This is a genomic window from Streptomyces umbrinus, assembly GCF_030817415.1.
In the GTDB taxonomy this organism is placed as follows: Bacteria; Actinomycetota; Actinomycetes; order Streptomycetales; family Streptomycetaceae; genus Streptomyces; species Streptomyces umbrinus_A.
This window is the reverse complement of record NZ_JAUSZI010000002.1, coordinates 10,197,211-10,221,316: the sequence shown is the minus strand read 5'-3', so window position 1 is coordinate 10,221,316 and position 24,106 is coordinate 10,197,211. Positions and strand designations below refer to the sequence as shown.

Below are 24,106 nucleotides of genomic sequence, written 5' to 3'. Positions count from 1 at the left end.
GATTCACTGCCAAGCCGGGCCAGGTCCACCAGGCCCTGCACACCGACGGGCAGCGGCACTACCCCGTTGCCCCCCCACCGCGGACGTCGGAGCGCCGCCACAAAGCGGTGGTGTCAGATGCCGCGCTCAAGTACCGGCCGGGGACGGCAGTCCGTCGGAGGCGGCAGGTAGCCGGGCGGCGAAGCGAGATGCTCGCACACCCCGCCGTACTGGAGGAACGCGGTGCCCATCTCCTTCTCCAGCACAGGGAAGAAGTGCTTCGCCTCCGGGGACTGGCCAGTGGTCTGCCAGGTGTAGCTGGGGCCGTCGTCGAGATTCTGGCGGGGACGACGCGGCACGCCGTGGCCGTCACCCGGCTGAGGTGACTTTGGGAGCGCGGCCGTGGCCCCGGGATCCACCCGTGCCGCGGACGATGGCCCACAGCGTCAGGGCATCCGAGTCCGTGCCGATGCCGATTTCCTCGGCAAGTTCGCGGGCTGCGTTGTGGCGCAGTGCCGCGGCGTCGAGGGGGTCGTTGCCGTCGGGGTATTCAACGGATCCGCCCGGGAGCTGCCAGCGGCCGGGGGTGGCGGTCAGCGGCGACATACGTCCGGCCAGGAGTGCCCCGTTGTCCGTGGGCTGCAGGACGTCGACGTCGCAGAGTACGGCGGCATACGACCGGGAAGGGTGGGTCGGGCGGTGCTGAGTCATGTCCGCAGTCTGCTGCCCCGCGCAGCCTGAGGGACTCAGACGGTCAGGACGACGGGGCGCGGGGGTGCACCGTGCGCGACGACGCCGGTGACCAGGTCGGCGAGACCGTGCGGGTAGACCGTCTCGCCCGTGGCGCGCAGCTCGGCGAGGGTCCACCACCGGTGCTCGCGGATGTTGTCGGGCTGCGATGCCCGGGCCGGGTCGACTTCGGCTGCCCAGACTCGGGTGAGGAAGTACTTCTCCACCTGCCGTACCTCCCGCCCGCCGACGAGGTGGTCTTTGCTGCGCTCCGCGAGCTGCGCCCCCAGCTCGACCGCCTTCTCGTCGATACCGAGTTCTTCCCGCAGTTCGCGGAGCGTCGCAGTGTCGTAGTCCTCCCCGTCCTCCAGGGAGCCGCCGGGTGTGGCCCAGAAGCCGCCGTTCTCGTCGTAGCGCAGCAGCAGGAGGCGATCCTCCGCGTCGAGGACGATGGCGCGGGCGGCTTCCCTCAGCGGCGGAGTGGAGGTCGTCATGTCTTTCAGTGTGGCAGTGCCCGAAGGCGGGTAAAGCAGCCCAGAAGGCGACAGCTGAAAAGACCACAAGCAGCGCCTAAAACGTGGTGCATCATCCCGGCGGGCCTCCGATGAGCTCCTGGTCGCTACTTGGGGACGCAGGCTGCCACCCCGGTACCTGGTCGAGGTCCCCTCAGGGGGGTGTACCCGGCGCACATCGAGATCACGGTACGGGGCAACGACTATTGCTTCTGCGCAACTCCCACGTACAGGGGGACTTGTTGAGTTTCCTGCTGTTGCTCCGGAGGGAGATGCCAGTTCGTGACTACGTCCACGCCGGGCTCGAGGAGGCACAGGCCAGTAAAGAAGTCGGCGAACTCCTCACGAGATCGCACTTGTGCTGGCGTGCCTTTCTGGCGGTAGATCTCAACGATGCGTTCCCAGTCCTCAGGGTCAAAGTCCCCGGTCACGTGGGAAAGGACAAGGTAGCTTCCATGAGGCAGAGGCTCCAGTAGCTCGCGCACCAATTCGTAGGGCTTGAACTCGTCGGAGACGAAGTGAAGGAGAGCAACCATGGAAAGTGCTATAGGTTCCTCGAAGTTGAGGATGTCTCGCGCTGCTTCGAGAATTTTCTGAGGTTCCCTGACATCGGCCTGAATGTAGTCGGTGCGCCCCTCGGGTGTGCTCCGCAAGAGGGCCTCGGCATGGCGCAGAACGATCGGGTCGTAGTCCGTGTACACAACTTTGGAGTTCGGCGAGACTCTCTGGACCACTTGGTGCAGGTTCGGTTCCTCCGGAATGCCGGTGCCGATGTCGAGGAACTGTCGGACCCCCTGCTCAGCCAGCATGCGAGAAGCCCGATGCATGAACCTCCGGTTGGCTTGTGCCAGTTCCGCTACGGCGGGAAAGAACCTCTTGACCTGCTCGCCAGCCTCCCGATCGGCGGGGTACCAGTCCTTACCGCCCAGGTACCAGTTGTACATGCGGGCCGGGTGCGGCGTGCTGGTGTCGATGGGCTCTAACTCTTGTCCTGCATCTGTCATCGATTTCCCCTCCCTGCGGGCATGTGGACCACTTGCTGCTGCGTGAGATCAGGCAAGAAGAAAATCGGCGGCGCCGGCCTTGGCTCCTTCGACGAAGGCACTGATCTCGGCAGCGGTGTAGATCAATGCAGGGCCATCTGGTTCGGTGGATTGACGCAGAGCCACTCGACCGTCGGCGAGTTGCTTCACCTCGACGCAGTTTCCCCCGTTGCTGCCGCTCCAGGGCTTCTGCCACTGTTCCGTTCCCAGGTCGGCAGCTGCATTGATTACATGATTCATGCGGATAGCTCCTTGCGGACGTCAGCAAGAAACTGCTTGGTGCGTCCTATTGGCAATGCGTACGTGCTCATCTGATCGAAAGCCTGACGGTAGAGTGCCACTTCTTCACCGTCCTCGCTGTAGTGCGCACGACTCAGGCTGTCAGTACATACAACGTCGGACATTTCCGGGATGTCAAAGCGGAATATTGTGAACGGGCCGAAGGAACCGGGGTGGAGCCCGGCTTCGAACGGGCAGACCTGCATGGTCACGTTCTGAAGTTCCGCAACCTGCAAAAGGTGGTCAATCTGATCAGACATCACCCGGCGATCGCCCACCCTTTTGCGCAGGCATGTCTCATCCATCACGACCCACAGCTGAGGAGGTCTGGGCTCTACCCGGTTGAGGAGGTCTTGCCGCTTGGTACGGAGACTTACCCGGCGCTCGACGACGTCAGGGGATGGCCGCGGCAGGCCAACCGACAGCACAGCACGAGCATAGTCTTCGGTCTGCAGGAGGCCGGGGATCACTTGGGACTCGTAGGTCCGGATGTGAGTGGCCGAGGTTTCCAGCGATACATGGACGCCGAACCAGCCAGGCAGCGCGTCGCGAAAACTCTGCCACCAGCCGGGAATGCTTGCCTTGTCGATCAGGGCGAGAAACTCGCTGATCTCGGCCTGGCCGACCCCGTAGATCTCGAGGAGCGTCTTCACGTACGCATACTTCAGCGGGGTCTCGGCCCTCTCCATCCTGGTGACCGTCGACACTGCAATGCGTAGCTGCGTGGCAGCATCGAGCGCACTGAGGCTCGCCGCATCCCGCAGCATCGCCAACCGTCGCCCCAGGACGATCTGGAGGACGGTCGGGGCGGCCTTGGGCTCGCTCACGTCTGATCCCTTCCCCCTGCTTCCGGTCGCTTGATGCAGTGTGCCACGGCATCAGTGAACTCAACAGGCTGCAACTCCAGTCATGCAATTTGCATGATGTGGCTTGCCAACTGACGGACGCGGCAAGCATAGTTGCGTAGTGATTCAGATCACCTGACCGCCTGCTTCTTCCCTGCCTTCGCCCCAGGAAGGTCCGAGATGCCTCGCCCCACGTTGTTCCGGCTCCGCCTCCAGGAACTCCACTGGGACGACCCGTATGTGTTCAGCCACCACTACGAGGCGACGGCGCGGGACCTGGGCCGAGAACTCAACTCCCGTGCAGTCGAGACCTCTACGGTCCCACGCAGCACGTTCAACAGGTGGGTCTCCGGCACTTGGTGTGGCACCCCACAGCGTGACGCGAGACTCGTGCTGGAGCGGTTGTTGGGCTACCGGTGCGACGAGTTGTTCAGCCCTGCTCCTGACGGCTACGCGCTGCAGAGCGCAAAGGGCGGGTCCGGCGGCCACGCCTTGGCTCTCGTTGCCGAACGCTGGCCAACCTCGCGAGTCTTCTCGTCCATGGCTGACACCGCCGATCTCTGGGAGTTGACCGGCCGCAACGTCTTCGATGGCACCACAACAGCCGTCCAGGTCCACCCCGCTACTGGTCAGGGTGATTGGATCAGCATCCGCCCCACCAACGGTGATGCCCTTCGCCGGTTTCTCCGGCCGGCGCGACCCGGATTGATCATTGGCGCGGATGATCACGATGCCAGTGGTACGCGCCTCTATGTCATCGACTCAGCGACCGTCCGAAGCCTCACGGCGACTCTGCCTGATGACGAGATGGCCGTGAAGGTGCCACGCGCCTACGAGCTCACCGAGCTCACATACGCCATCATCTGGTCCCTCCGCCAGTGGGATGCCGGCCTGCTGGCCGACGACCACGCCCTGGCTGAGCAACAGGCTGCACTGAACACATACCTCACGCTGACACGGTCCGCAGCAAGCCCGATGGCACGGCCCGCACTCACCTCCGCCAGCGTGAATTGGATGGGATCAAACTTCTGCGCACGGTACATCCGGGGCCACCTGACAGAAGGCGCCGCGCCTACTGCCTTTTGGACGCGAGAGCAGACTGGTGAGCAGGCCTCCTCGTGGCTGTTCTTCAGACATAAGGTGCAGTACGTCAAGGACATGTCCGCGCCGCGAGTGTTCGTGGTCCCAGAGACTGAAGTGGCGCGTAGCGGATGCTACGAGCGCATTCTGTTGTTCCTTGCTGTGGCCCTGATGGAACGCCACGGAGTCCGTGTCGCCATGACAGCGCACTCCGAGCTCTCTGAAGTGGATGGGTTCGCTCTGGTGCCCGGTGACCGCGCGATCGTGGCCAACTGGGCTCGAACGCAATCCATCTGGGATGTGGACACGATTCGTCAGCGCTCGTACTTACGCAGCTGCTGCGACCACTTGAAGGACGCCAACGACCAGAGCGTAATGGCGGGCCCCGATGCCGAGTCTCGACTACGTGCCCTCGCTGACTACCTCCGTCTCGACTGGGCGTGGCTGGTGCACCACTGTCGAGAACTAGGCGAGAGCGGCGTTTCCGGTCTCATCCAGCCCCACTGCAGACATCTCACCCTCGCAGGGGTCGATGAGGCGCTGCGCTTCGTCGGCGCCCGCGACCCGAGCTTGTAGGCCCTCCTCCATGTCCGCGCCCCAATCTGCCTGCACCACGAAAGGCCACGATCTTGCCCAATGCACTCTCCGATACCGAGCGGCACATCAGGGTGGTCTCACTCGGCGGCACCATCACCATGACAAATCCGTCCAACCAGGCATCGGGCGGGGCAACCCCCACCCTCACGGGTTCGGATCTCGTGGGCGCAGTCCCGGAGCTCCAGGACGAGGCGATCATCACGGTCGACGACTATCTACAGGTACCTGGTGCCTCGCTCGCGGTCGAGGACATTGCCCGGCTGGCAGAGCGACTCCATAAAGCGACAGCCGAGGGTGCGACCGGCATTGTCGTCGTCCAGGGCACCGACACGATCGAAGAGACCGCCTGGCTTTTGGACCTGCTGTATCAAGGGGCTGCACCGGTGGTCCTCACAGGCGCGATGCGCCATGCCTCGATGCCCGGGGCCGACGGGCCGGCCAATCTGCTGTCCGCCGTGCGCACTGCCGGAAGCTCCGAAGCCCGCGATCTCGGCGTGTTGGTCTGCTTCGCTGACCACATCCACTCCGCCCGTCACGTCCGCAAGATCCATAGCACCAGCACGGCCGCGTTCGCCTCCCCCAGCACCGGCCCTATCGGGCACGTCACAGAAGGCGTCGCAAAGATCCACTACTGGTTCGACCGAACTCCAGGTGTACCTCTGCCGCTGGCGCGGCCGGTCAGCGTCGAGGTGGTCACCGCGGCGTTGGGCAGCACTGGAGCACTACTCGATGGACTGGAAGCGCATGTCGACGGCGTCGTGATTGCAGCCTTCGGTGCAGGACACGTCCCCAGCTGCTGGGTCCAGCGCCTCCAGGCGCTGGCCACCCGGATTCCCGTTGTACTGGCATCCCGCACCGGTTCCGGATCCGTGCTGTCCCATACCTACGGCTTCGCAGGATCGGAGCGTGACCTCCTTGAACGGGGCCTCATCAGTGGCGGTTCCCTCGACCCGCTCAAGGCCAGAATGCTCTTGATGGCACATCTGGCCGCCGGATCGGACCGTGGAACCCTCCGCACTGCGTTCGCTCGCTACAGCTGACACTCATTCGGACGGAGAGTTCATGCGCGCCACCCGGATCACCACCGGCCGGAAGTTCGTGCTTGTCCTGGACCACGGTGATGACTTCTTCCCCTCGCTGGAGAAGTTCTGCCAGGACAACGAGATCCGATCCGGCCATATCCCGACACTGATCGGGGGGTTCCGTTCCGCTGAGATCGTGGGCACTAGCGGCCCCCTGGAGGATCCCGAAGCCCCCCTCTGGGCAGCAGTCACGGTCCACAACCTCGAAGTGATAGGCAGCGGCACCCTGGCGTGGGACCCAGAGACCGATCGCCTGGCCCCGCACATCCACATCACGACCGGCCTCAAGGAATCATCCGCGGAAGCTCGCACAAGCCATCTCTTCAGCGCTCAGGTTCAGTTCATCGCCGAACTCGTTGTGGAGGAATTTACCGGACCGGCCCTCATAAGACCCACGGGCCCAGGCCTCAAGGTGCCCCTCCTGAGATTCGAGCCGGAGGTGCCACGGGCATGCCGACTGACCCCGTAAGACCAACCGAGTTCCGCAAGAGGGTCATTGAGAACAACTGGACCATGGTTGAGAAATTCAACATGGTTCTTCAGAACGTAGGCAAAGAGCTAGCCGACCAAACGGCCGACCAACAGCGCGCCAGTAAACTCCGGACTATCTTCGTCCCCAAACGCAGATTCGACCGGTGGATGCGCGGTGACGTCGAAATGCCGCAACGTGATATCCGTTTCGTCTTGCAGCACATGTTCAATATGACAGCCGAGGAACTCTTCCGGACCATCCCGGCCAGCGAACCTACTGCCACGGCTCCTGCAAACGACAGCCTCCGCGGAGTCGTAAAGCCCTCCGAACCTCCGACCTACCCGGAATACGTCACTCCCGCTACTCAGGCGGCGCAAGAGTATGTGGGCTCCGCGCCAGGTCCCTTCACCTCGAATGTAGCGCGGACTATAGCGCTGCTCGGATTTGACGATCCTGTGGCAGTTGCCGCCCAAACACGAGCACTGACCACGTCGAACGCGGAACCCGCCGACCTCGCGATGATCGGCAGGGGCTTGCAGGACATTGTCGATGTCTACGAAGACATCGGGCCCGTGCGACTTGCCGGTCGCGTCCGCGGCTGGAGAGACAAGCTGCGCGGCCTCGCCCTGGGCGGACAACAGCCGCCACGCGCGCGCACTGAGACCTTCCGATTGATCGCCCAAGCTTCCGGTCTGATGGCCTACATGGCCGTAAACGCCGGAGCTCCGGTCGCCGTCGCTGACGCGTATTGCACCGAGGCAGAGGATCTCGCCCGAGAAGCAGGTGATACCTCGCTTGAGATGTGGATAGCCGGAACACGGTCGCTGGGCTTGTACTACGCGGGCAAGTACAAGGAGTCCGATGCCGCTGCCGCCGCAGGAATCGAGCTTGCCCCGCACAGCGACCAGGCCATCCGCCTGCTCGTCAACGGGCGAGCCCGGTCTCTTGCACGCTGCGGTGACCGCACGGGTAGCGAGCGCGTCATGGGCCAGGCCCTGGCTCTGTCCGATCGCCACTCAGGCCTTCCCGAGGGGCTGAGCAGTTGTATCAGTTTCGGCCCATACTCCATGGCCCGCACGTTGGCGAACGCTGTCACGGCCCGTCTCCACCTCGGAGACACGGGCCGCGTCCTGAGGCTTGTGGATGAGATTGATGGTTTGATCAGCCATTCCACCTCTCAATGGAGCCGTGCGCTGGTGGGCCTCGACGTCGCCACCGCGCTGCTCCAGCAAGATGGAGCGGACGTTGAGCAGGCGATGACACTGGGCCACAGAGCTCTCCGGGCCGGCACCACAGCTCCGATCCATTCCGTGTGGAAGCGGGCCAATGAGCTCTACGACCACGCCGGCCGGTGGCACGACCTGCCCGATGTGAGGGACTATGCCGAGGACCTACGGGAGTGGCGATCACGACCGCAGGCCGAACTGATCGTCGCCGGATCGAGTGCGGGAAGCGCGCTCTGAACCCGTAAGGAGACGTGTGGCGCCCGAGCTGCTCCTCGATCAGCGGGCTTTCCCAGCCGCGCCGCCTGATGACCTCGACGATCCGCATGTGATCGTCGAGCACGACTGGTCGTCTTTCGCAGACCTTGAGCGGCTGTCCAATCATTGGGACAGGCCCGGCTGGTCCAACGGGCAGCGCGCTTTCTATTGGATGGTCGTTCCGCGGTCCAACCAGCTCATCAGCCAGGCCCGGCACTGCCAACAACATCTGGACCGTCTCGGCATGGACTCGGTCCCCGACGACGGGCTGCACATCACGCTCGTCCGGATCGGCTCCCTGGACCAGGTGAGCACCGCCGCAATAGATCGCTTGGCCGGATACGTCGAGCAGCTCCCACTGCAGGCCTTTCGGCTCACTGCGCACCCGCTCGCCGGTTCCCGCAGCGCGCTCCGTTTCAGTGTCACGCCATGGACGCCATTGGTCGAGCTTCACGCCGCCCTGTCCGAAGCCGGCCGCAATGCGAACGTACCGGGCGGAAAGCCCACAACGCGACTGCGGCCGCACTTGGGAGTCGCCTACAACAACCACGCGCGGTCTACACAGCCTGTTATCGATGCGGTCGCGGAACTTCGCGGTCTGGCGCCAGTCTCATTCGACGTAACCCGCGTGGAGCTGGTGGAGCTGCGCCGCGAGACGGCTGCCTATCGGTGGGCCGTGCTGCGATCCGTCCCCCTCCAGAATGCGGATCGCTTGGCATGAATCCATGGGCTCCGCGCCTGTCAGGCCCATCTCGGTGGATCGGGCGCCGCCCGGGGACCGCCTTCGCGTAACGCTCAAGCGAAGTGGGCACCTCTGACTTCACCTCCGGCTGGCTTCCCCGTGGCTTCGCATATCCGCGCTCTTTCATCGTCGGCTCTCAGCGACCGTGGAGGCCTGGACGGGCGCCATCAGACTGGCACGCATCTCCGCGAAGGTACCCTCCATGAATGCCAGTTCGTCATTCGTCAAAGGCTCCCCCAAGCAGCCAAAGGATTCAGTTACCTGTGCCTCCGTCCTGAATCCGACCAAGACGACGCTGTGGCTGGCACGCTGGAGGCAGAAGCGCAATGCGGCCCGCGTGAGAGCGCCCGGGTATGGGCCAAAACGGTCACGCAGTGACTGGAGCCCGCGTGCGATCGACCCCATGCTGTGCGGCGCGCCAAGAGCCGTGCCAGCCATCGCGTAGTGAGGGCGGACGGTGGCTGAAGGCGGTGACTTTCCGATCAGCACTCCCTGAGCCAAAGGCGACGTGAGTACGACTCCAACACCGTGCTTCCTGGCGAATGTGAACAGGTCGTCGCCCTCGATCAGAACATTCGGCGTAAGAGCGTTGAATCGGGTCCAGATCACGTCGGGACCAATCGCGTGGAACGCCTTGAGGAAGCCTGTCACCGCAGCGCTTTGTTGTTCCGGGGAGGCCGTGTAGGCAACATCGGGTCCGGGCATGCCAACCGCCCGGATCAGTTCAAGGTCGCGCAGGGTGTGCATCTGGTCGGCCGCGTGTCCGAGGAAACAATCGTGAGGACCGAAGTCGAGGGACTGCAGGGTGTACAGCGCCAACTGATCCACGTAGAGATTGTCCAGGGTCTGCTGAAGCTGGTGGTTGATGCGCCGATCCGCGTACGGGTGTTCAGCGGAACTGCGCAGAGTACCGACCTTGCTGCTGATCTGGAGTGGCAGCCCTGTGTACTCGCGCAGCACTCTGCCGATCAGCCGCTCGGACTTGCCCTTCCCGTACGAGTCCGCCGTATCGAGAAGAATGGCACCTTCCGTGTCTTCGATCGCGCGTCGCAACCCGTCGAGGAAGGCACGGTCGTCCGGGTTGCCGCTCCCCCCGGACCGGACTCCGGAACAGTGCACACCTAGAGGGAAGGCGTTGATGGAGCGGCAGAGTTCCCGTGGAGCAAGATCGGGCATGCCGCTCACAGGCCGCCGCCGAGAGGCAAGAGCGCCGTGACGGCCGAGCCGTAGTCGGTCGAGGCGAACGTCCACACCAGCGAGAGCATGGCTACCAGGACGAGGCCTCTACCGCTCTCATGGTACTCGTCCCCCCGTGGGGAAGGCTCGACCTGGGTGGGAGCTGACACGGATTTCATGCCCGGCCCGGTGTCCTGTACCTCGACCAAGACCGCGCGTTCGTAGAAGGTCAGGCGGCACGAGCACGCTCCGTGGGCGTGAACCAGGGCGTTGACCACGATCTCGTTGACGACGGTGATGACGTCGTCGCACTGCTCGTCGCTGCCGCGTTCTTCCAACAGCTTCCGTACGTGGCTACGGAAGAGGAGCAAGTCCTCGGCGGATTCCATGCGGGCGAGATCAACGTCGTCGTGATCGAGGAGTTCTCCTACGTTTTGGTTCTGGAGCAACTCAACTGCGGTCGGGGGCACTCTTCGTCTCCTCGCACTCGAGACACCGTGCGGCGCAGGGCTCTGTGGACCCGGGTTCCACCGTGCCGGATCCACCGTGGCCATAGCTATGCCAAACTCGCGCCAAAACGCGTCGTTCGTAGATCCCCACGGCACCACATAGCCGTCACGTAGCGCACATTTAGGGGTGTTTCATTGCTCCGTCACGCCAGGAAGCAGCCAGAACGGCAGCGTTTTGGCACAGGTTTGGCATAGCTATGGTCAACGCTTCCGGGGCATCGTGAATCCATCAGTGCCGCCGGTTCGTTTCGTTCGCACGAGCTGGTGCCGCGCGGGTTACGTCTGAGCGTCCACGGTTGGCTATCAGGGAGCGTCCCCTCGTTATGTCCCATTCAGCGGTGTTCTCCAAACAGGCGAGTCTCGGAGCGTTGACGCCGGGCTTGCAGAAGTTTGGCGCGGGAGCCACCACTCTTCTGGGCAACGTCACCGGTATGCACGGGGCTCCGGCCGCCGCGAATCGGACGGAAAGACGCGCGCCGGCGCGCATCGCCGTCCTCAGCGCACAACTCGCTGCTATGGAAGCGCTGTTGAACCAACTTTCGGAAGCACTGCAGCGGTGCAATCTTCCAACGACACGGCCAGAGAACCTTTTTCGCCGGGCCGCGGCCTCCGGACTCCCAACATGGCAGAGGCAGAACGAGGTGAGCACGCAGTGGCTCATCGCTCAAAGCGCTGCTGACGCAATTGTGGCGGCTCGCAGCTGCTTCACGGTTGTCCTCATGGAGGCGACCCCCGTAGTTGCAGTTGCCGCCTACGACGCAGCTGTGGAATTCCGAGGCGATCGTGCCGACCCCGCAGAGATCGGACGCCTCCGGCGGCATCACGAGGAGCACGCCGCGCAGTACGACTTGCTCCTCGTGATGCCGACCGAGTCTTGGGCCCCGATCAGTGATCCGTGGCTTCTATATCAAGCGCTCGTGGACAAACACATCCAGGAGCTCCTCCAGCAGCAGTTCCTTGACCGCGTAGTGGTCACTTCATCCCCCAAGAGCGGGGACGCGGCGATCTGGCACGCCGTAGAAGTGGGACGGCAGGTGGCAGCTGCATGACGATGTCCTCGCCCGGCGGCTGGACCCCCATCGCCGGCAAGAAGGCGTCTCGGCCGGGCCTGTCCACTCGGCGCTTGACGGGGCCGGGCGTTTGGGGAGACTCACCGGACAGACAGGCCGCCCTGGAGTTGCTTCGCGCTGCGGTGCGGGATCACGGCATCTCCCATATCGACACCTCCGATTCGTATGGCCCTCACATCGTGGAGGAGACCATTCGTGAGGCACTCAGCCCTTATCCCGCAGAGCTACTGATTGCCGCCAAGGTGGGCGTTGTCCGGCCCGACCGCGACCGTTGGACGCCCGTGGGCCGTCCTGAGTATCTCCGGCATGCCGTGGAAGGAAGCCTGCGTCGCCTCGGAGTCGAACAGCTGGACGTGTTCTACCTGGAACGGATCGACACCGGGGAGCCCATGGCCGACGTCCGCACCGTGGACGAGGCAAACGACTGGCAGGAGTGTGCTGTGGCACTGCTGTCCGCGTACCGCTGCGCCTACCCAGCTCTGCCCGCACAGGAGTTGACGGCCAGCTCACGGATTGCACTGCTGAAAATGCTGTGCGCGCCGGTGATGTCTGTCCTGCCCATGGCGTGGGAGCTGCGGGCCGAAGCGGTACGGCGCCTGCTCGATGCACTGCCTGATTTGGATGAAGCGCTCCGGCTCTGTGATGGCCCGATGCGGCAATAGACCGGGTCACCGGGAGGAAGATCCGCCACTCCGTTCCCCGGGCTCTTCCCCCCCGGTGGCCCATTCCGACCTTGCCCCGCTGTAATTGGTATCCGAGGAAGCCCATGCCTGACCGTGTGTCCCCCGCCCGTCCGGCCGCGCACCGCCGTGGTCGTAGGCGCCGCCCACCGGCCGAGCGCTTCGTCTACGAACAGGTCCTGACCGCGGTGGCCGTGCCGGGTGCGATCGTCGCGGTGACGGTCGGCGCGGCGGCCGTCGCCTGGCGGGTGGCGCAACTCCCGGCGGGGTCGCTCTTGATCGGCATCGCCTGCGGCGTCGTCATGGCCCTGCTCGTGGGCGTCTGGCAGGCCAGGACGGCGGCCGGCGACGTGTGCCGGAGCCAGGCTCAGGCAGCGGAGCGGCTGAGCCTGGCCGTGCAGTCCGTGGATGCCTGCGCGGCCTGGACGACGGAGGAACTGCGCCGGGGAATCACCCCTCCCGTGCCTGAGCCCACGTTCTTCGTGCCGAGCCGGGACCCCTACACCGATGTCGACCAGGCCCTGGACTGGCTGAAGGGCCAGATGGCTGCCGCAGTGATCCGGGCGTCCCAGCAGTCACGACTGGCTGTGCGGCATGCCATGTTCCGGCACATCTCCAGACGTGAGTACGCGCTGGTCCTTCGACTGCTGGACGCACTGAAGCACCTCCAGAACGACATTGAGGGCGCCGTCCTGCTGGACCAGGTCTTCCAGATCGACAACATGGCGGTGCGGATCCGTCGCATGGTGGACAGCCTGGCCATCCTCGGCGGCGAATCAGCCCATACCGTGCGCCACCCCGTCACCCTGACGACCGTGCTGCGTGGCGCGATTCAGGAGACCGAGGAGTACGCGCGGGCGCGGGTGGTGGCCAGCTCGATCGATCCCGTACTCGCGCTGCCTGGGCATGTCGCCCCTGATGTCCTTCACCTCCTGGCCGAACTCGTCGAGAACGCCACCTACTTCTCTTCTCCGTCCACCGGGGTGCAGTTGAGAGTGGGGCAGGTCGGCGCTGGCCTGGGCATTGAGGTCGTCGACCGTGACATGCCCATGCCTGCCCAACTGCGGGATCAGATGAATGAGCTGCTCACCTCACCCGAACTCGTCGATGTCAGCGCGCAGTTGGAGGACGGGCGGATTGGCCTGCTGGTCGTCGGCATCACCGCGCAGCGGCACGGTATCCGCGTCACACTCAACTCGAACCCTGAAGGCGGGACGACAGCGCTCGTTGTCATCCCGTCGGAGTTGCTCGTCAGCGCGGAGCCGGAACCCGAGCTGGAGCTCGCCGCACCGGTCCTCGCTCCGGTGACGCCCCGCGCGGCGCCGATGGCACAGCCCGCCCTGGCGGCGTCCACGGCCGGCGGTCTGCCCCGACGGCGAACGGCCACCGACGGCGACGCCTGCGTGGAGGGCGGCCCGGCGGCCCGAGGGCGGCGGAAGCTTCCCGTCCGTGTGCCCGGGCCCCTTGCCCCCGCTGATATGCCCGGTCCGGACATGGCCGTCGGCGCGGCCTCCGTTACGGCCAATCCCGGCCTGGCCGGCGCCTTTCGTCAGGGTTCCCAGCTCTCCCAGCAGCAGGGCATCGCCCAGCCTCCCTCCGACCCGAGTTACCAGGGTCCCGGCCGCGCCGGGACCATCCGATCCCAGGAGTCTTCGTCATGAACCCCGACCCCACGGCCCCCGCGCCCACCACCAGTACGGCACCCGAGCTCCCAGCGGAACCGCAGACGCCCTACGCGAAGATGGAGTGGCTCCTGGACCGCTTCGTCACCAAGGTGCCCGGGGTCACGCACGCCCTGCTCGCCTCCAAGGACGGCCTGGTCCTGCTCTCGAGCAACCCCATGTCCAAGGACTGGGCAGACACGGTGGCCGCGACCGTCTCCGGCCACGCCTCCATCGCCCGGGCGACCCCCGGTGCCCGGGGCGAACTCCTGCCCGCCCAGCAGGTCATGATCGAGCGTGCGGACGGCGTGTTCCTCATCATGGTCGCGGGCGAGGGCCATCGGTCGGTGTTTCCCTCCCAGGCCGGAGTCCCGGGCGATGCGATGGTCGAAACACTGCTGGGCGTGCTGGCTGAGCCGAGTGCCGACATCCGCGTCGCGGGCTTCGAGATGAACCAGCTGATCAAGAGGTTCGGTGAGCACATGACGACACCGGTCCGGCAGCCAGCGTACGGCGCTTCTGCGGCCACCATCCGGTGATGGCCCGCGCTCGTGGCGCCCCCTGGAGCGTGGTGGACGGCATCAGCTTGCGGCCCTACGAGGTGGCGGGCGGCCGCACACGCTCCCGCCACTCCGAGAACCTGCGCCTGGAAACGGTGCTTGAGCCGGGGACGCGGCCACCGCCCGGACCGCTCCGACCCGAAACCCAGCAGATCCTCGGGCTCTGCAGCACCCAACGGCGCTCGATCGCCGAACTGTCCGGCTCGCTCAGTCAACCCGTTCCCGTGGTCCGGGTCCTCGTCTCGGACCTCCTCGACGCATCCGCGCTGCAGATTCCGCCTGCCTCCGGCTTCTCCAACTCCCGTCACATCATGCAAGCCGCACTCGAAGGGCTCAGAAGGAAGTGGACCGATGACGAACCAACGGCCTGCTGACGCCTTGCCCGGGGTGGGCCGCGCCGTAGTAAAGATTCTGGTGGCGGGCGGGTTCGGGGTCGGCAAGACCACGTTGATCCGCGCTGTCAGCGAGATCACTCCGCTGACCACCGAGGAAGCCCTCACCCAGGCCAGCACCCCGACAGACAGTCTGCAAGGAGTGGAGAACAAGACCACCACCACCGTCGCCCTGGACTTCGGCCGCATCACCTTCGATGTTCCGCAGCCGATAGAGATGTTCCTCTTCGGCACCCCGGGCCAGAGCCGCTTCCGCCCCATCTGGGATGACCTGGCCTCCGGAGCGATCGGCGCCGTCGTCCTGGCCGACACCCGCCGCCTGGAAACCAGCTTCGACGCCGTCACCCACTTCGAGACGCGCAACATCCCGTTCGTCGTCGCCGTCAACGAGTTCGAGGACGATCCCGAGCGCTATCCCGCGGACGAGATCCGCCACGCGCTCCGTCTGGACGACGGAGTGCCTGTCCTCACGTGCGACGCCCGACGTGACCGATCTGCCGCCCGCGTTCTGATCGCACTCGTCGATCACGCCCTGTCCACCCGCTTCGCCAAGACTGCCGCATTGGACCTCCACTCATGACCGACTCCGACATCGTCCTGGTCACCTCCAGCCATGACCTCGCCCAACTCGATGCCCGCAGGGAACTGCTCAACCGGCACGGGGTGAGCGCCGCCCCCGACGCCGCATTCGACGCCCTCTGCGACCGTCTGGCCCACGACACCGGATTCCCGTACGCGATGGTGAACTTCTACCTCGACCGGCAACGTTTCGCCGGCCTGCACAACCCGCCTGCCGAGAGCGGCCTGCCGATCGTGGACCGGAGCATGGACCGAGTCCACGGCTGGTGTCCCCACGTGGTCAAGCGTCGGCGAGCGCTGCCATTGCCCCATGTCCACGCCAGTCGCCTGTACTCCGGCAACGCGGTGGTCGACGCCATCGGCATCACCGCCTACTTCGGTCAGCCGCTCATCTACCCGGGCACCGACATCGTGCTCGGCACGGTGTGCGTGATCGACCAGACCAAGTACCCGCTCGAAGACGCCGACCGCCTTCTGGCAATCGTCAAGGAGGCTGGGGCCGAGGTCATGACGGACATCCTCGCGCGTCCCAGTATCGGCGCGACGTAGCGCACCGGCTGGCATCTGCCGGTCTCTTCCCCGGGACCTGGTGGCCAACCCGTCCTACATCCACCCGCGCGCCGGCGCCCTCAGCCAACGCACCGACGGCATACCGGATGCCACTGCTTCCCACGACGTCCTCGGGACGCAGCAGGACCCGTCTCCGCCATCTCAGGAAGGGAACCGAATGCCCGCCGCGTCCCTGTCCCTCACCCGCCCGTACCTGACCGACGACCACCAGCCCCTCCAGCAGCAGATCCAGGACATCGTGAACACCCAAATCGCCCCCCTCGCACCGCAGATGGAGGAGCGCGGCCCGCACACCGACCGCGAGGTACGGCGCATGCTCAGCGAGACGGGATGGCTCGGAGTCCTCCTCGGGCCCGACGAAGACGGCATGGACGCGGGGCACGTCGTCAAAACCTGGATGCTCGCGGAGGTCGCCCGGCGCAGCGCGGCCGCCAGCGCCATCCTCCAGGCATCCATACTCGGTGCCGCCCCCATCGCCGAATTCGGCGACGAAGCCATGCGCCGCGACTGGCTCCCGGACATCGCGGCTGGCCGGATCTGGCCGACTATCGCCACGACCGAGCCCGTCGCCGGCAGCCACGTCCTGGGCATGGAGACCACCGCCCACCGCAAGGGCCAGTGCTTCGTCCTCAACGGAGAGAAGGACCTCGTCGGCAACGCCGACCTCGGGGACGTCCACTGCGTGATCGCCCGCACCGGAAAGCGCCCCGGCGCCAAGAGTCTGACCGCCTTCCTCGTCGAGAAGAACACCCCCGGGCTCGAAGTCGTCCGCCGCCCCCTCAACGGGCTGCACGGATTCTCAGCCGACGGACTGCGTCTCAGCAGCGTCCACGTCCCCAGGACCCGCGTCATCGGTGAGATCGGCGACGGACTGGCCGTCGCACTCCTGTCCAGCGTCGTCTACGGCCGCCTGAACCTGGCCGCCGTCGCTCTCGGGATCCACCAGCGGCTCCTGGACGTGACCAAGGAGTGGGTATCCACCCGGCCCCGCTACAAAGGGCACCTTTCCGACCTGCCCCCCGTCCGCAACCGCATCGCGGAGATGCAGGGCCAGCTCATGAGTGCCCAACTCGCGGCCTACCACGCGGCGTACCTGCTCGACGAGGGAATCCCGTGCGATGCAGAACTGATCTACAGCAAGCTCACCAGCCACCGCGCGGGGGTGGCCTCCGCCGAGCACGCCAAGCAGCTCCACGGCGGCCACGCCGGGCGCCTCGGGAACCCATGTGAACAGCTGCGGCGCGACATGGACCTGGTCCACGCACCCGCAGGACCCGACGACCTCCAGCTCATACGCCTGGCTGAGCAGGCACTCGGCCCGTCGCGTACCCAGTGGTCCGCCCGGCACCTATCCCATCGCCACAGATGACGGCGGCACAGACCCCGCGCACGGCACCCCGTGAATCCGCATAGCCGTGTGCGGGTCCCACGTCTCACGCTAGGCACCCCCCGTTGCCGAGCGCGGGACGGCAACCCGGCGCGGGGACGACGAACCGTCCCCGTGCCGGGCGCCCGCCACTGTCTCCCGAGAGCCGAAGGGCTTACCAGCGGCCCATCCGCCCCTGGTTCAGCCGGCTCACCGCTTGCACCACTGAACCCCACCCCCCGTTTCCACGACCTTGCGACCCCCGGGAGGACATCTTGACCAGTACGCGCAGCCGGCCCCGCGAACCCGTGGTCACGGTGATGACTTCCAACATCGAGCACGACGGCGGCCCCGACGAAGACAAGCGAGCCCCTCAGCGGTGGCTCGACTGGGCCAACGGGGACATCACCGACCAGCTGCACATGATGCACCGCACGAATCCCGGCCCGGACGGAACGCGCGTCAGCTGCACCTACGCCGATGAGACCCTCCTGGGCGCCGGCCTGCACGACCCCGCCCGGTATGCCGCGCACACACTTCGCCAACCTGACGCGCTCGTTGCCACCGCCGGTCGGGACAAGCCCGGCCAAGGCGGAGAACGGCGCATCGATCGCATCTACAACGACCCTTGGCTCACCAACGCCGTCATCGCGGTCAGCGTCATCGACACCACCGGCATCAGCGACCACCACGCCGTCAAAGTCGTCTACTCCCGCGCCGGCATGGCCGAAGGGCTGCGCCGCAACGCCACCCGCCTGGCGCCGCACGACCTCACCTCCTGACGGCCAAGGCAGATTCCCAAGAAGTAGATCAAGGACTACGACTGTGCGGCCCGACCATCCCGCCTTCCTCCTTTATGCCGCAGCGCTCCACCAGCCGTGTGGGTCCGCGGCCTCCGGGTCTGAGCCACGGTCGACGACCTCCGAGTCCGCGCACGTCAGGTCACGGAGTTCCATCCACCCCTCGTCACCAGCAGGCCTGGCCGACGAACCACCGCTCTTGGAGAAGACTTTGAACAGTCCGGTCAACCCACGGCACCAGATCGACTCCACGGTGCCGCACTCGGCCCGTATCTGGAACTACTGGCTGGGCGGTAAGGACAATTACCCCGTCGACCAGGAGGCGGGCGACGCCTACCGTGCGATCGCTCCCAACATTGAGACGATGGCCCTTGAGTCCCGCCAGTTCCTGATCCGCGCAGTGACATGGGCCGCGTCCGTGAAGGGCGTCCGCCAGTTCCTGGACATTGGCACCGGCCTGCCGACGGAAGACAACACCCACCAGGTCGCCCAGCGCGTGGCGCCCACGTCGCGCATCGTCTACGTGGACAACGACCCGCTCGTCCTGAGCCACGCCGCGGCCCTCCTCAAAAGCACCCCCGAGGGCCTCACCGACTACATCGAGGCGGACCTGCACGAACCCGAACAGATCCTGGAAGGGGCCGGCAAGATCCTGGACTTCAACAGGCCTGTTGCGCTGATGCTCATGGGCATCCTTGGCCATATCCGGGACTTCGAAGAGGCTCAGAAGATCGCTCATCGCCTCCAGAAGGCCCTGCCACCGGGCAGCTACTTCGTGCACTACGACGGCATCGACACCGACGCCGAACTCAGAAAGGCCCAGCAGGGCTATAACAACACCGGGGCCGTCCCGTACGTGCTGCGCAGCCCCGGGCAGCTCGCTGCCTACTACAAAGGCCTAGAGCTGATCGGTCCCGGCATCGTGTCCTGCCCGCTGTGGCGCCCCGAGCCGGGCACCACGCCTCAGCCGACGGACGTCTACGGCGGTATCGGCCGCAAGCTGTAATGCGGTCCGGTTCGCGAGCGCCACTGGGTCTCTTCATGGGCTCAGGCCTTCGTGCTTCGCACCCGGCGAGGCCAGGAGATGTCCTGCCCTGCGAAGTGCGCCGGGCTACGCCGCGAGCCAGTCGGCCGCCTTGCACCAGCGCGACGGATGGGAGGCGCTGGCTCCCGGCCTCACCGAGACCACGCACTGCCAGCCCGGCAACGAGGCGTCCTCACCGCACAGGAACCTCCCCGGCCTACGCCGCCATCGCCCTCACCCCCCCTTGAAGGACCCCGTGACCAGACAACCTTCCCCGGCCCTCCGTCCGCGTTGGGCGCGACAGCCACCCGATGTGGGCTCCCGAGGGCGGGTGAGCATCCCCACCGGCCGCTACACCGCGATCGTCGCCCCGGTTCACGTCACCCGGCATCCGGGCCCGCCGGTGTCCGGCTGGTCCGGGGCTTCCGGCCCGCCCCGACGACAAGGCGAGGGTATGAGCGTCGACAGTGCGCCGGACACTTGGCCCTCCTTGTTGGCGCGGTCGCCGTCGCGGGCGAGCGGCGGTCGCGATGACCAATGAGATCAGCGCGGCCGTCCAGAGTGCGGTGGTGATCCAGGCCGGCCAGATCCAGGGCGGCATCCACCTCCCGGCCCTGCGCACGCCGCGCCCGGTGCCACGTCAACTGCCCCTCGCACCTCGGCACTTCACCGACCGGTCGACGGAGAGGGAGGCACTGGACGCTGTCCGTGTGGGAGGCACCGACGTCGTCGTGCTCAGCGGGATCGCTGGGGTCGGCAAAAGTGCGCTCGCCGTCCAGTGGCTCCATGGCCAGGACGCATATCCGGACGGTCAGCTGTACGCCAACCTGAGCGGACGGGACGGGCCGGTCAGACCGGAGAGTGTTCTCCAGCAGTGGCTGCACGCACTCGGTGTAGAAGCCTTCCCGGCAGATCTCCACGAACTGACCTCGGTGTGGCGCTCGGTCACCGCCGGCCGCTCGGTCGCGTGTCTGCTCGACAGCGCCCGGACGGCCGACCAGGTGCGGCCTCTGCTGCCGGCCGGGTCCCCGAGCATGACCCTGGTGACCAGCCAGCGCTCTCTGTGGGAACTGGCCGTGGACGGCGCCGACCTCCATCAGATCGGCCCGTTCCCGACCGGAGCGGGCGTAGACCTGCTGGCCCGCTTCGCGGGTGAGGATCGCGTCGCGGCCGAGCCCGACGCCGCCGAGCAGCTCGTACGCGTCTGCGGTCATCTCGCCCTGCCTCTCGTACTGGCCGGCGCGCGCCTTCGCTCTCGCCCCCATCGGCGCCTTTCGTCCCTCGTGGACCCCCTCACTCCCACCACCAACGCCCGCCCACACCCCGAGGACTTCGCCCGGATGGCCACCACCGCAGCCCTGAACAAGGCATACGGCGACCTGGAAGCAGACGCACAGCGCCTCTACCGCCAGCTCGCCATACTGCCCGTCGAGGACATCGACCCCGACATGGCCGCCGCGGTCGCCTCCATACCCCTGGCGACCGCGGGGTACCTGCTGGACACGCTGACCGACGAACACCTGCTGGAAGAACTCGCAGGCGATGAGGCACGGCCCACGCGCTATCGGATGGGCGAATCCCAGCGCGACCACGCCCGGTACTTGGCCCTTCACCACGATAGGGACGAGGCGCGGGACGATGCCCTGCAACGGCTGTGCGCGTGGATGCTGGCGATAGCCACCCAGGTACAGCTGCGGCTCAGCCCCGCCCAGGCCACTCTCCGCCTCAAGCAGGGCCTGGTGCCGGAGGGCGTGCCAGAGCGCCTCCCTTTCGATGACGATCCAGGGGCATTGGCGTGGCTCGCGTCCCATCAGCGAAATCTCCCCGGCATCGTGCGGGCGGCCCGGGACCACGAATGGCATGAGGCTGCCTGGCAGCAGGTCGACGCCGTCTGGCCGCTCCTGCACCGCCGACACCCCTACGACCTGTGGGTAGAGCTCCACGAGCTCGGCGTCGCGTCAGCCCGGCAGGCCGACAACCCGGCCGCAGTGCGCCAGATGCTCCTGTCCGGTGCCATCGGCCTCAGCCAGGCCGACCGCTGGAGCACCGCCATCCACTGGTACACCGACGCCCTGCGCGAAGCCCGCGCCCCCAGCACCGCGCACGACAAGGACGACGCCGTACGCGACGAGGGACAGGCACTGTTGGGGCTCGGCGCGTGCTACCACGACACCGGGGAGCACCAGAAAGCCATCCCCCTCCTCACCGAGGCGATCCAGCTCTGGACCGCCTGCGACTACCCGCGCGGGGTCGCCCTGGCCACGATCGTCCTCGGCGAGATCGCCACCGCCCAGAGCGACCGCGCCCAGGCCCTGGCGTTGTTCACCCGCGCCCGGGACGGGCTCCTCGCGGTCGGGGATCAGTACGACGCTGACCGAGCCCTGGCCTTCCACGGCCACGCTCTCACGCTGAACGGCGACGTCGACGCCGGCATCCGCGAGCTGACGGAGGCCGTGGAGAAGCTGGGTGCCCATGGCAGCACGCGGATGTGCGCCCGGGCCCTCGACATGCTCGCGGGGGCCCACCACGGGCACGGCAATCTCGATGCCGCCCGCCGGCGTTACCGGCAGGCCGCCGATCTGATGGCCACGATCCGCCCTGCCTACGCCGAGCACCTCCGGCAGCGGGAACTGGCCCTGTGACCGGCCCTCATCCCGCAGACGCCACACAAGGCCCAGCGGCCGCGCACTCCAACCACGTGGCGGGGAACATCACGAACGGGACCAGTGTGCAGGCTCACACCATCAGCCAGGTCCATGTCCACGAGGCGGGGTTCACTGCGCCCACGCCCCGACAGCTCCTGCCCGACCCCGGCGCGTGGACGGACCGGACCGACGACCTGGCCAGCCTGACAGCCGGGTTGGACCGTATGGCCCCGGACACCGTGCGCGTCATCGCGATCAGCGGACCCGGCGGCGTCGGCAAGACCACGCTCGCCGGCCGGTTCCTGCGCCAGCATCACGAACGGTTCCCCGGCGGAGCGCTGTACGCCGATCTCCGCGGCTACGCGCCCGGGCGCCGCGCCTCCACCGCCGAGATACTCACCCGGTTCCTGCACGCCACGCGGCCCGGCATCCGCGCCACCACATCCGAGGAACTCGGCGCGTGGTGGCGCTCGGTGACCGCAGCCAACCCCGACCGGCCCGTGTGCGTCCTGCTGGACAACGCGACCGACGCCCACCAGGTCAAAGCGCTGCTGCCCGGTGGCCCCGGCCACCTTGTCGTCACCACGAGCCATGAGCCCCTGGCGGACCTCGCCGGCCACGGGGCGGTACTCCACCGACTGTCCCCCTTCGATGCACAAGCCTCGCTCGCGTACCTTTCGCTGGTCCTGGGCGCCGATCGGATCGCCGGTGACCGCCGGGCTGCTGCCCGGATCGCAAGTCTGTGCGGCGGGCTTCCGTTGGCCCTGACCGTGGCCGTCAACACCCTGGCCGGCCGCCCGGAGCGGGCACTTGGCGAGCTGACCACTGCACTGTGCGGCACGCACAGCACCGTGCACACCGACCGACCCGTCCTCGACCGCCAGGAGGCGGCTATGACTGCGGCCTTCGACACCCGCTACGCGGCGCTGCCCACCACCGCCGCCGCCGTGTACCGGCGGCTGGGCCATCTGTTCGTTCTGGACGTCGACGCCGCGCTGACCGCGGCCGTGTCCGGGCTGACCCGGCAGGCCGCCGCCGAGGTCCTGCAGGTACTGTGCGCCGCGCAACTGATCGAAGCCCGCCCCGCCCCGGACACCGCAGCGCGAGGCCCGGTCTACCAGTTCCACGACAAAGCCCGTGAACACGCCCGCCGCCTCTTCACCCAGGAGGCGGCATCTGGCGAGCCCGCACGAGTGCTGCGACAGGCCCTGGGCTTCTATCTGTACACGGCTACCCGAGCCGAGCGCCGCGCTGCCCCCAACCACCGTCTCCTTGACCGGGACTACCTCTACCCGCCCCAGGAACCACTCGAATTCGCTGATGCCGAGGGCGCGCTGGGGTGGCTGAAGGCTCAGCGGGACAACCTTCGAGCCGCGATCGAGGCGGCAGTCCCCGCCAGAATCGACTCGATGGTGTGGCAGCTCACGCATACGCTCTGGCCGCTGCTGCGCGCCACCCACGACTACGACCTGTGGGACGCGACCCACCGACTCGCCCTCGGTGCGGCCCGCCGCTGCGGAAACGCCATTGCCGAACTGGAGATCCTCGCGACCTGGGCGATCGGCCTGCGCAGCGCCGGCCAGCACGCTGACGCCCTTGAAGCCTTCGAGCAGCTCCTTCACCTGGCTCGGACTGCCTGCGACGCCCGTGCCGAGGCGCACGCCCTGCACGAGCTGGGCGCCACCCACCTTGCGGCCCAGCGCCCGCACGTGGCGGAACGCTTCCTGCGTCAGGCGCGCGAGCACCGCGCCCGGCTCGTCACCGCTGCCAAGGCCAGCGGTGACGAGGACGACCTGATCACGTTCCAGCGCAGCGTGGCCATCACCGGCATGTGCCTGGGCGACGCCCTGACTCAGCTCAACCAAGCCGCCCCCGCGGTCGAGATCCTCGCCGACGCCTGCCAGACGCTGACCAACTTGCGGGACCGTCTCGACGCGGCGCGGGCCACGGCCTTGTACGGCTACGCCCTCACGCTCGACGGCGACCCCGACACGGGCGAGGAGTACGGACGGTGGGCCGTCGATGAGTGCGACCGCATTGGCCCGCCCCGCTCGCAGGCACGCAGCCGTGAGCTGCTCGGCCAGAGCCTCCAGACCACTCGCCGCCGCGGGGAGGCTGCGGCTCTCTACGCCGTCGCGCTGAGCATCTACGAACGCGTCAGCCCGAGCGACGCAGACCGCGTACGCCAGCGGCTGCTCGACCTCGGTTGATCGTCGCCCCGTCCCTCGTGACG

General features: G+C 66.8%; 25 protein-coding genes. 17 read left to right on the top strand and 8 right to left on the bottom strand.

What is annotated here, in order from left to right; all coding sequences use genetic code 11:
• Positions 1 to 113 precede the first annotated feature (113 nt).
• The 6 genes from QF035_RS45270 to QF035_RS45245 all read right to left on the bottom strand — a co-directional run bounded on the left by QF035_RS45270 (position 114) and on the right by QF035_RS45245 (position 3,369).
• Entirely contained in the window at positions 114 to 338 is a 225-nt protein-coding gene (locus QF035_RS45270; protein ID WP_307527706.1) for a hypothetical protein, read from the bottom strand.
• Positions 339 to 348: 10 nt separating this feature from the next.
• Positions 349 to 690, bottom strand: coding sequence for an NUDIX hydrolase (locus QF035_RS45265; protein ID WP_307527704.1), 342 nt, complete (start codon positions 688 to 690; stop codon positions 349 to 351).
• Positions 691 to 725: 35 nt separating this feature from the next.
• Positions 726 to 1,202, bottom strand: a complete 477-nt coding sequence (locus QF035_RS45260) for an NUDIX hydrolase (RefSeq protein WP_307527702.1) — start codon at positions 1,200 to 1,202, stop codon at positions 726 to 728.
• Between the two features lie 221 nt (positions 1,203 to 1,423).
• Entirely contained in the window at positions 1,424 to 2,224 is an 801-nt protein-coding gene (locus QF035_RS45255) for an SAM-dependent methyltransferase (RefSeq protein ID WP_307527701.1), read from the bottom strand.
• 48 nt (positions 2,225 to 2,272) lie between these two features.
• On the bottom strand, positions 2,273 to 2,503 hold the full coding sequence (locus tag QF035_RS45250) for a DUF397 domain-containing protein (protein WP_307527700.1): 231 nt from the start codon (positions 2,501 to 2,503) through the stop codon (positions 2,273 to 2,275).
• Entirely contained in the window at positions 2,500 to 3,369 is an 870-nt protein-coding gene (locus QF035_RS45245) for a helix-turn-helix domain-containing protein (RefSeq protein ID WP_307527697.1), read from the bottom strand. The genes QF035_RS45250 and QF035_RS45245 overlap by 4 nt, the downstream gene beginning before the upstream one ends.
• A gap of 558 nt (positions 3,370 to 3,927) precedes the next feature.
• Here QF035_RS45245 and QF035_RS45240 point away from each other — a divergent pair.
• Genes QF035_RS45240 through QF035_RS45220 form a run of 5 tightly spaced genes read left to right on the top strand, consistent with a single transcriptional unit; the run spans position 3,928 to position 8,820 of the window.
• Entirely contained in the window at positions 3,928 to 5,043 is a 1,116-nt protein-coding gene (locus QF035_RS45240) for a transcriptional regulator, XRE family protein (protein WP_307527695.1), read from the top strand.
• 53 nt (positions 5,044 to 5,096) lie between these two features.
• Positions 5,097 to 6,104: an asparaginase gene (locus QF035_RS45235; protein ID WP_307527694.1), complete on the top strand. Its 1,008-nt coding sequence runs from the start codon at positions 5,097 to 5,099 to the stop codon at positions 6,102 to 6,104.
• A 22-nt stretch (positions 6,105 to 6,126) separates the two neighbouring features.
• The gene (locus tag QF035_RS45230) at positions 6,127 to 6,615 is read left to right on the top strand and encodes a PPC domain-containing DNA-binding protein (RefSeq protein ID WP_307527693.1); all 489 of its coding nucleotides are present in this window, start codon (positions 6,127 to 6,129) and stop codon (positions 6,613 to 6,615) included.
• Positions 6,597 to 8,081 (top strand): hypothetical protein, encoded by a 1,485-nt coding sequence (locus QF035_RS45225; protein ID WP_307527692.1) that lies wholly within the window; start codon positions 6,597 to 6,599, stop codon positions 8,079 to 8,081. Before QF035_RS45230 ends, QF035_RS45225 begins: the two co-directional genes overlap by 19 nt.
• A gap of 16 nt (positions 8,082 to 8,097) precedes the next feature.
• Positions 8,098 to 8,820 carry a 2'-5' RNA ligase family protein gene (locus tag QF035_RS45220; RefSeq protein WP_307527691.1) on the top strand — a complete coding sequence of 241 codons (723 nt, stop codon included), beginning with the start codon at positions 8,098 to 8,100 and terminating at the stop codon, positions 8,818 to 8,820.
• 144 nt (positions 8,821 to 8,964) lie between these two features.
• Here the strand turns inward: QF035_RS45220 and QF035_RS45215 are convergent, their stop codons facing one another.
• Positions 8,965 to 10,017: an aldo/keto reductase gene (locus QF035_RS45215; RefSeq protein WP_307527690.1), complete on the bottom strand. Its 1,053-nt coding sequence runs from the start codon at positions 10,015 to 10,017 to the stop codon at positions 8,965 to 8,967.
• A 5-nt stretch (positions 10,018 to 10,022) separates the two neighbouring features.
• Positions 10,023 to 10,487 carry an ATP-binding protein gene (locus QF035_RS45210; protein WP_307527685.1) on the bottom strand — a complete coding sequence of 155 codons (465 nt, stop codon included), beginning with the start codon at positions 10,485 to 10,487 and terminating at the stop codon, positions 10,023 to 10,025.
• 377 nt (positions 10,488 to 10,864) lie between these two features.
• Between QF035_RS45210 and QF035_RS45205 the strand changes: the two genes are divergently transcribed.
• The 12 genes from QF035_RS45205 to QF035_RS45150 all read left to right on the top strand — a co-directional run bounded on the left by QF035_RS45205 (position 10,865) and on the right by QF035_RS45150 (position 24,083).
• A complete protein-coding gene (locus QF035_RS45205; RefSeq protein ID WP_307527683.1) occupies positions 10,865 to 11,575 on the top strand; it encodes a hypothetical protein in 711 nt (236 codons plus the stop codon).
• Complete coding sequence (locus QF035_RS45200; protein WP_307527681.1) at positions 11,572 to 12,258, top strand: aldo/keto reductase; 687 nt, start codon at positions 11,572 to 11,574, stop codon at positions 12,256 to 12,258. Before QF035_RS45205 ends, QF035_RS45200 begins: the two co-directional genes overlap by 4 nt.
• A gap of 104 nt (positions 12,259 to 12,362) precedes the next feature.
• Positions 12,363 to 13,937 (top strand): sensor histidine kinase, encoded by a 1,575-nt coding sequence (locus QF035_RS45195; RefSeq protein ID WP_307527679.1) that lies wholly within the window; start codon positions 12,363 to 12,365, stop codon positions 13,935 to 13,937.
• Positions 13,934 to 14,476, top strand: coding sequence for a roadblock/LC7 domain-containing protein (locus QF035_RS45190; RefSeq protein WP_307527677.1), 543 nt, complete (start codon positions 13,934 to 13,936; stop codon positions 14,474 to 14,476). Before QF035_RS45195 ends, QF035_RS45190 begins: the two co-directional genes overlap by 4 nt.
• Complete coding sequence (locus QF035_RS45185) at positions 14,476 to 14,871, top strand: DUF742 domain-containing protein (RefSeq protein WP_307527675.1); 396 nt, start codon at positions 14,476 to 14,478, stop codon at positions 14,869 to 14,871. The genes QF035_RS45190 and QF035_RS45185 overlap by 1 nt, the downstream gene beginning before the upstream one ends.
• Complete coding sequence (locus QF035_RS45180) at positions 14,849 to 15,469, top strand: GTP-binding protein (RefSeq protein WP_307527674.1); 621 nt, start codon at positions 14,849 to 14,851, stop codon at positions 15,467 to 15,469. The genes QF035_RS45185 and QF035_RS45180 overlap by 23 nt, the downstream gene beginning before the upstream one ends.
• Positions 15,466 to 16,017 (top strand): GAF domain-containing protein, encoded by a 552-nt coding sequence (locus QF035_RS45175; protein WP_307527672.1) that lies wholly within the window; start codon positions 15,466 to 15,468, stop codon positions 16,015 to 16,017. The genes QF035_RS45180 and QF035_RS45175 overlap by 4 nt, the downstream gene beginning before the upstream one ends.
• A 178-nt stretch (positions 16,018 to 16,195) precedes the next feature.
• On the top strand, positions 16,196 to 17,407 hold the full coding sequence (locus QF035_RS45170; protein ID WP_307527670.1) for an acyl-CoA dehydrogenase family protein: 1,212 nt from the start codon (positions 16,196 to 16,198) through the stop codon (positions 17,405 to 17,407).
• A gap of 272 nt (positions 17,408 to 17,679) precedes the next feature.
• Positions 17,680 to 18,186 carry a hypothetical protein gene (locus QF035_RS45165; RefSeq protein ID WP_307527668.1) on the top strand — a complete coding sequence of 169 codons (507 nt, stop codon included), beginning with the start codon at positions 17,680 to 17,682 and terminating at the stop codon, positions 18,184 to 18,186.
• 229 nt (positions 18,187 to 18,415) lie between these two features.
• A complete protein-coding gene (locus QF035_RS45160; RefSeq protein ID WP_307527666.1) occupies positions 18,416 to 19,210 on the top strand; it encodes an SAM-dependent methyltransferase in 795 nt (264 codons plus the stop codon).
• 548 nt (positions 19,211 to 19,758) lie between these two features.
• Positions 19,759 to 21,870 (top strand): tetratricopeptide repeat protein, encoded by a 2,112-nt coding sequence (locus QF035_RS45155; protein ID WP_307527664.1) that lies wholly within the window; start codon positions 19,759 to 19,761, stop codon positions 21,868 to 21,870.
• A 56-nt stretch (positions 21,871 to 21,926) separates the two neighbouring features.
• Positions 21,927 to 24,083, top strand: a complete 2,157-nt coding sequence (locus tag QF035_RS45150) for a tetratricopeptide repeat protein (RefSeq protein ID WP_307527662.1) — start codon at positions 21,927 to 21,929, stop codon at positions 24,081 to 24,083.
• The last annotated feature ends 23 nt before the right edge of the window (positions 24,084 to 24,106 follow it).

Coding starts and splice junctions, on each gene's coding strand:
- QF035_RS45155 (WP_307527664.1), top strand. CDS start 19,759: ATGACCAATGAGATCAGCGCGGCCGTCCAGAGTGCGGTGGTGATCCAG.
- QF035_RS45255 (WP_307527701.1), bottom strand. CDS start 2,224: ATGACAGATGCAGGACAAGAGTTAGAGCCCATCGACACCAGCACGCCG.
- QF035_RS45240 (WP_307527695.1), top strand. CDS start 3,928: ATGGCTGACACCGCCGATCTCTGGGAGTTGACCGGCCGCAACGTCTTC.
- QF035_RS45190 (WP_307527677.1), top strand. CDS start 13,934: ATGAACCCCGACCCCACGGCCCCCGCGCCCACCACCAGTACGGCACCC.
- QF035_RS45170 (WP_307527670.1), top strand. CDS start 16,196: ATGCCCGCCGCGTCCCTGTCCCTCACCCGCCCGTACCTGACCGACGAC.
- QF035_RS45230 (WP_307527693.1), top strand. CDS start 6,127: ATGCGCGCCACCCGGATCACCACCGGCCGGAAGTTCGTGCTTGTCCTG.
- QF035_RS45195 (WP_307527679.1), top strand. CDS start 12,363: ATGCCTGACCGTGTGTCCCCCGCCCGTCCGGCCGCGCACCGCCGTGGT.
- QF035_RS45215 (WP_307527690.1), bottom strand. CDS start 10,017: ATGCCCGATCTTGCTCCACGGGAACTCTGCCGCTCCATCAACGCCTTC.
- QF035_RS45180 (WP_307527674.1), top strand. CDS start 14,849: ATGACGAACCAACGGCCTGCTGACGCCTTGCCCGGGGTGGGCCGCGCC.
- QF035_RS45265 (WP_307527704.1), bottom strand. CDS start 690: ATGACTCAGCACCGCCCGACCCACCCTTCCCGGTCGTATGCCGCCGTA.
- QF035_RS45185 (WP_307527675.1), top strand. CDS start 14,476: ATGGCCCGCGCTCGTGGCGCCCCCTGGAGCGTGGTGGACGGCATCAGC.
- QF035_RS45260 (WP_307527702.1), bottom strand. CDS start 1,202: ATGACGACCTCCACTCCGCCGCTGAGGGAAGCCGCCCGCGCCATCGTC.
- QF035_RS45225 (WP_307527692.1), top strand. CDS start 6,597: ATGCCGACTGACCCCGTAAGACCAACCGAGTTCCGCAAGAGGGTCATT.
- QF035_RS45200 (WP_307527681.1), top strand. CDS start 11,572: ATGACGATGTCCTCGCCCGGCGGCTGGACCCCCATCGCCGGCAAGAAG.
- QF035_RS45175 (WP_307527672.1), top strand. CDS start 15,466: ATGACCGACTCCGACATCGTCCTGGTCACCTCCAGCCATGACCTCGCC.
- QF035_RS45250 (WP_307527700.1), bottom strand. CDS start 2,503: ATGAATCATGTAATCAATGCAGCTGCCGACCTGGGAACGGAACAGTGG.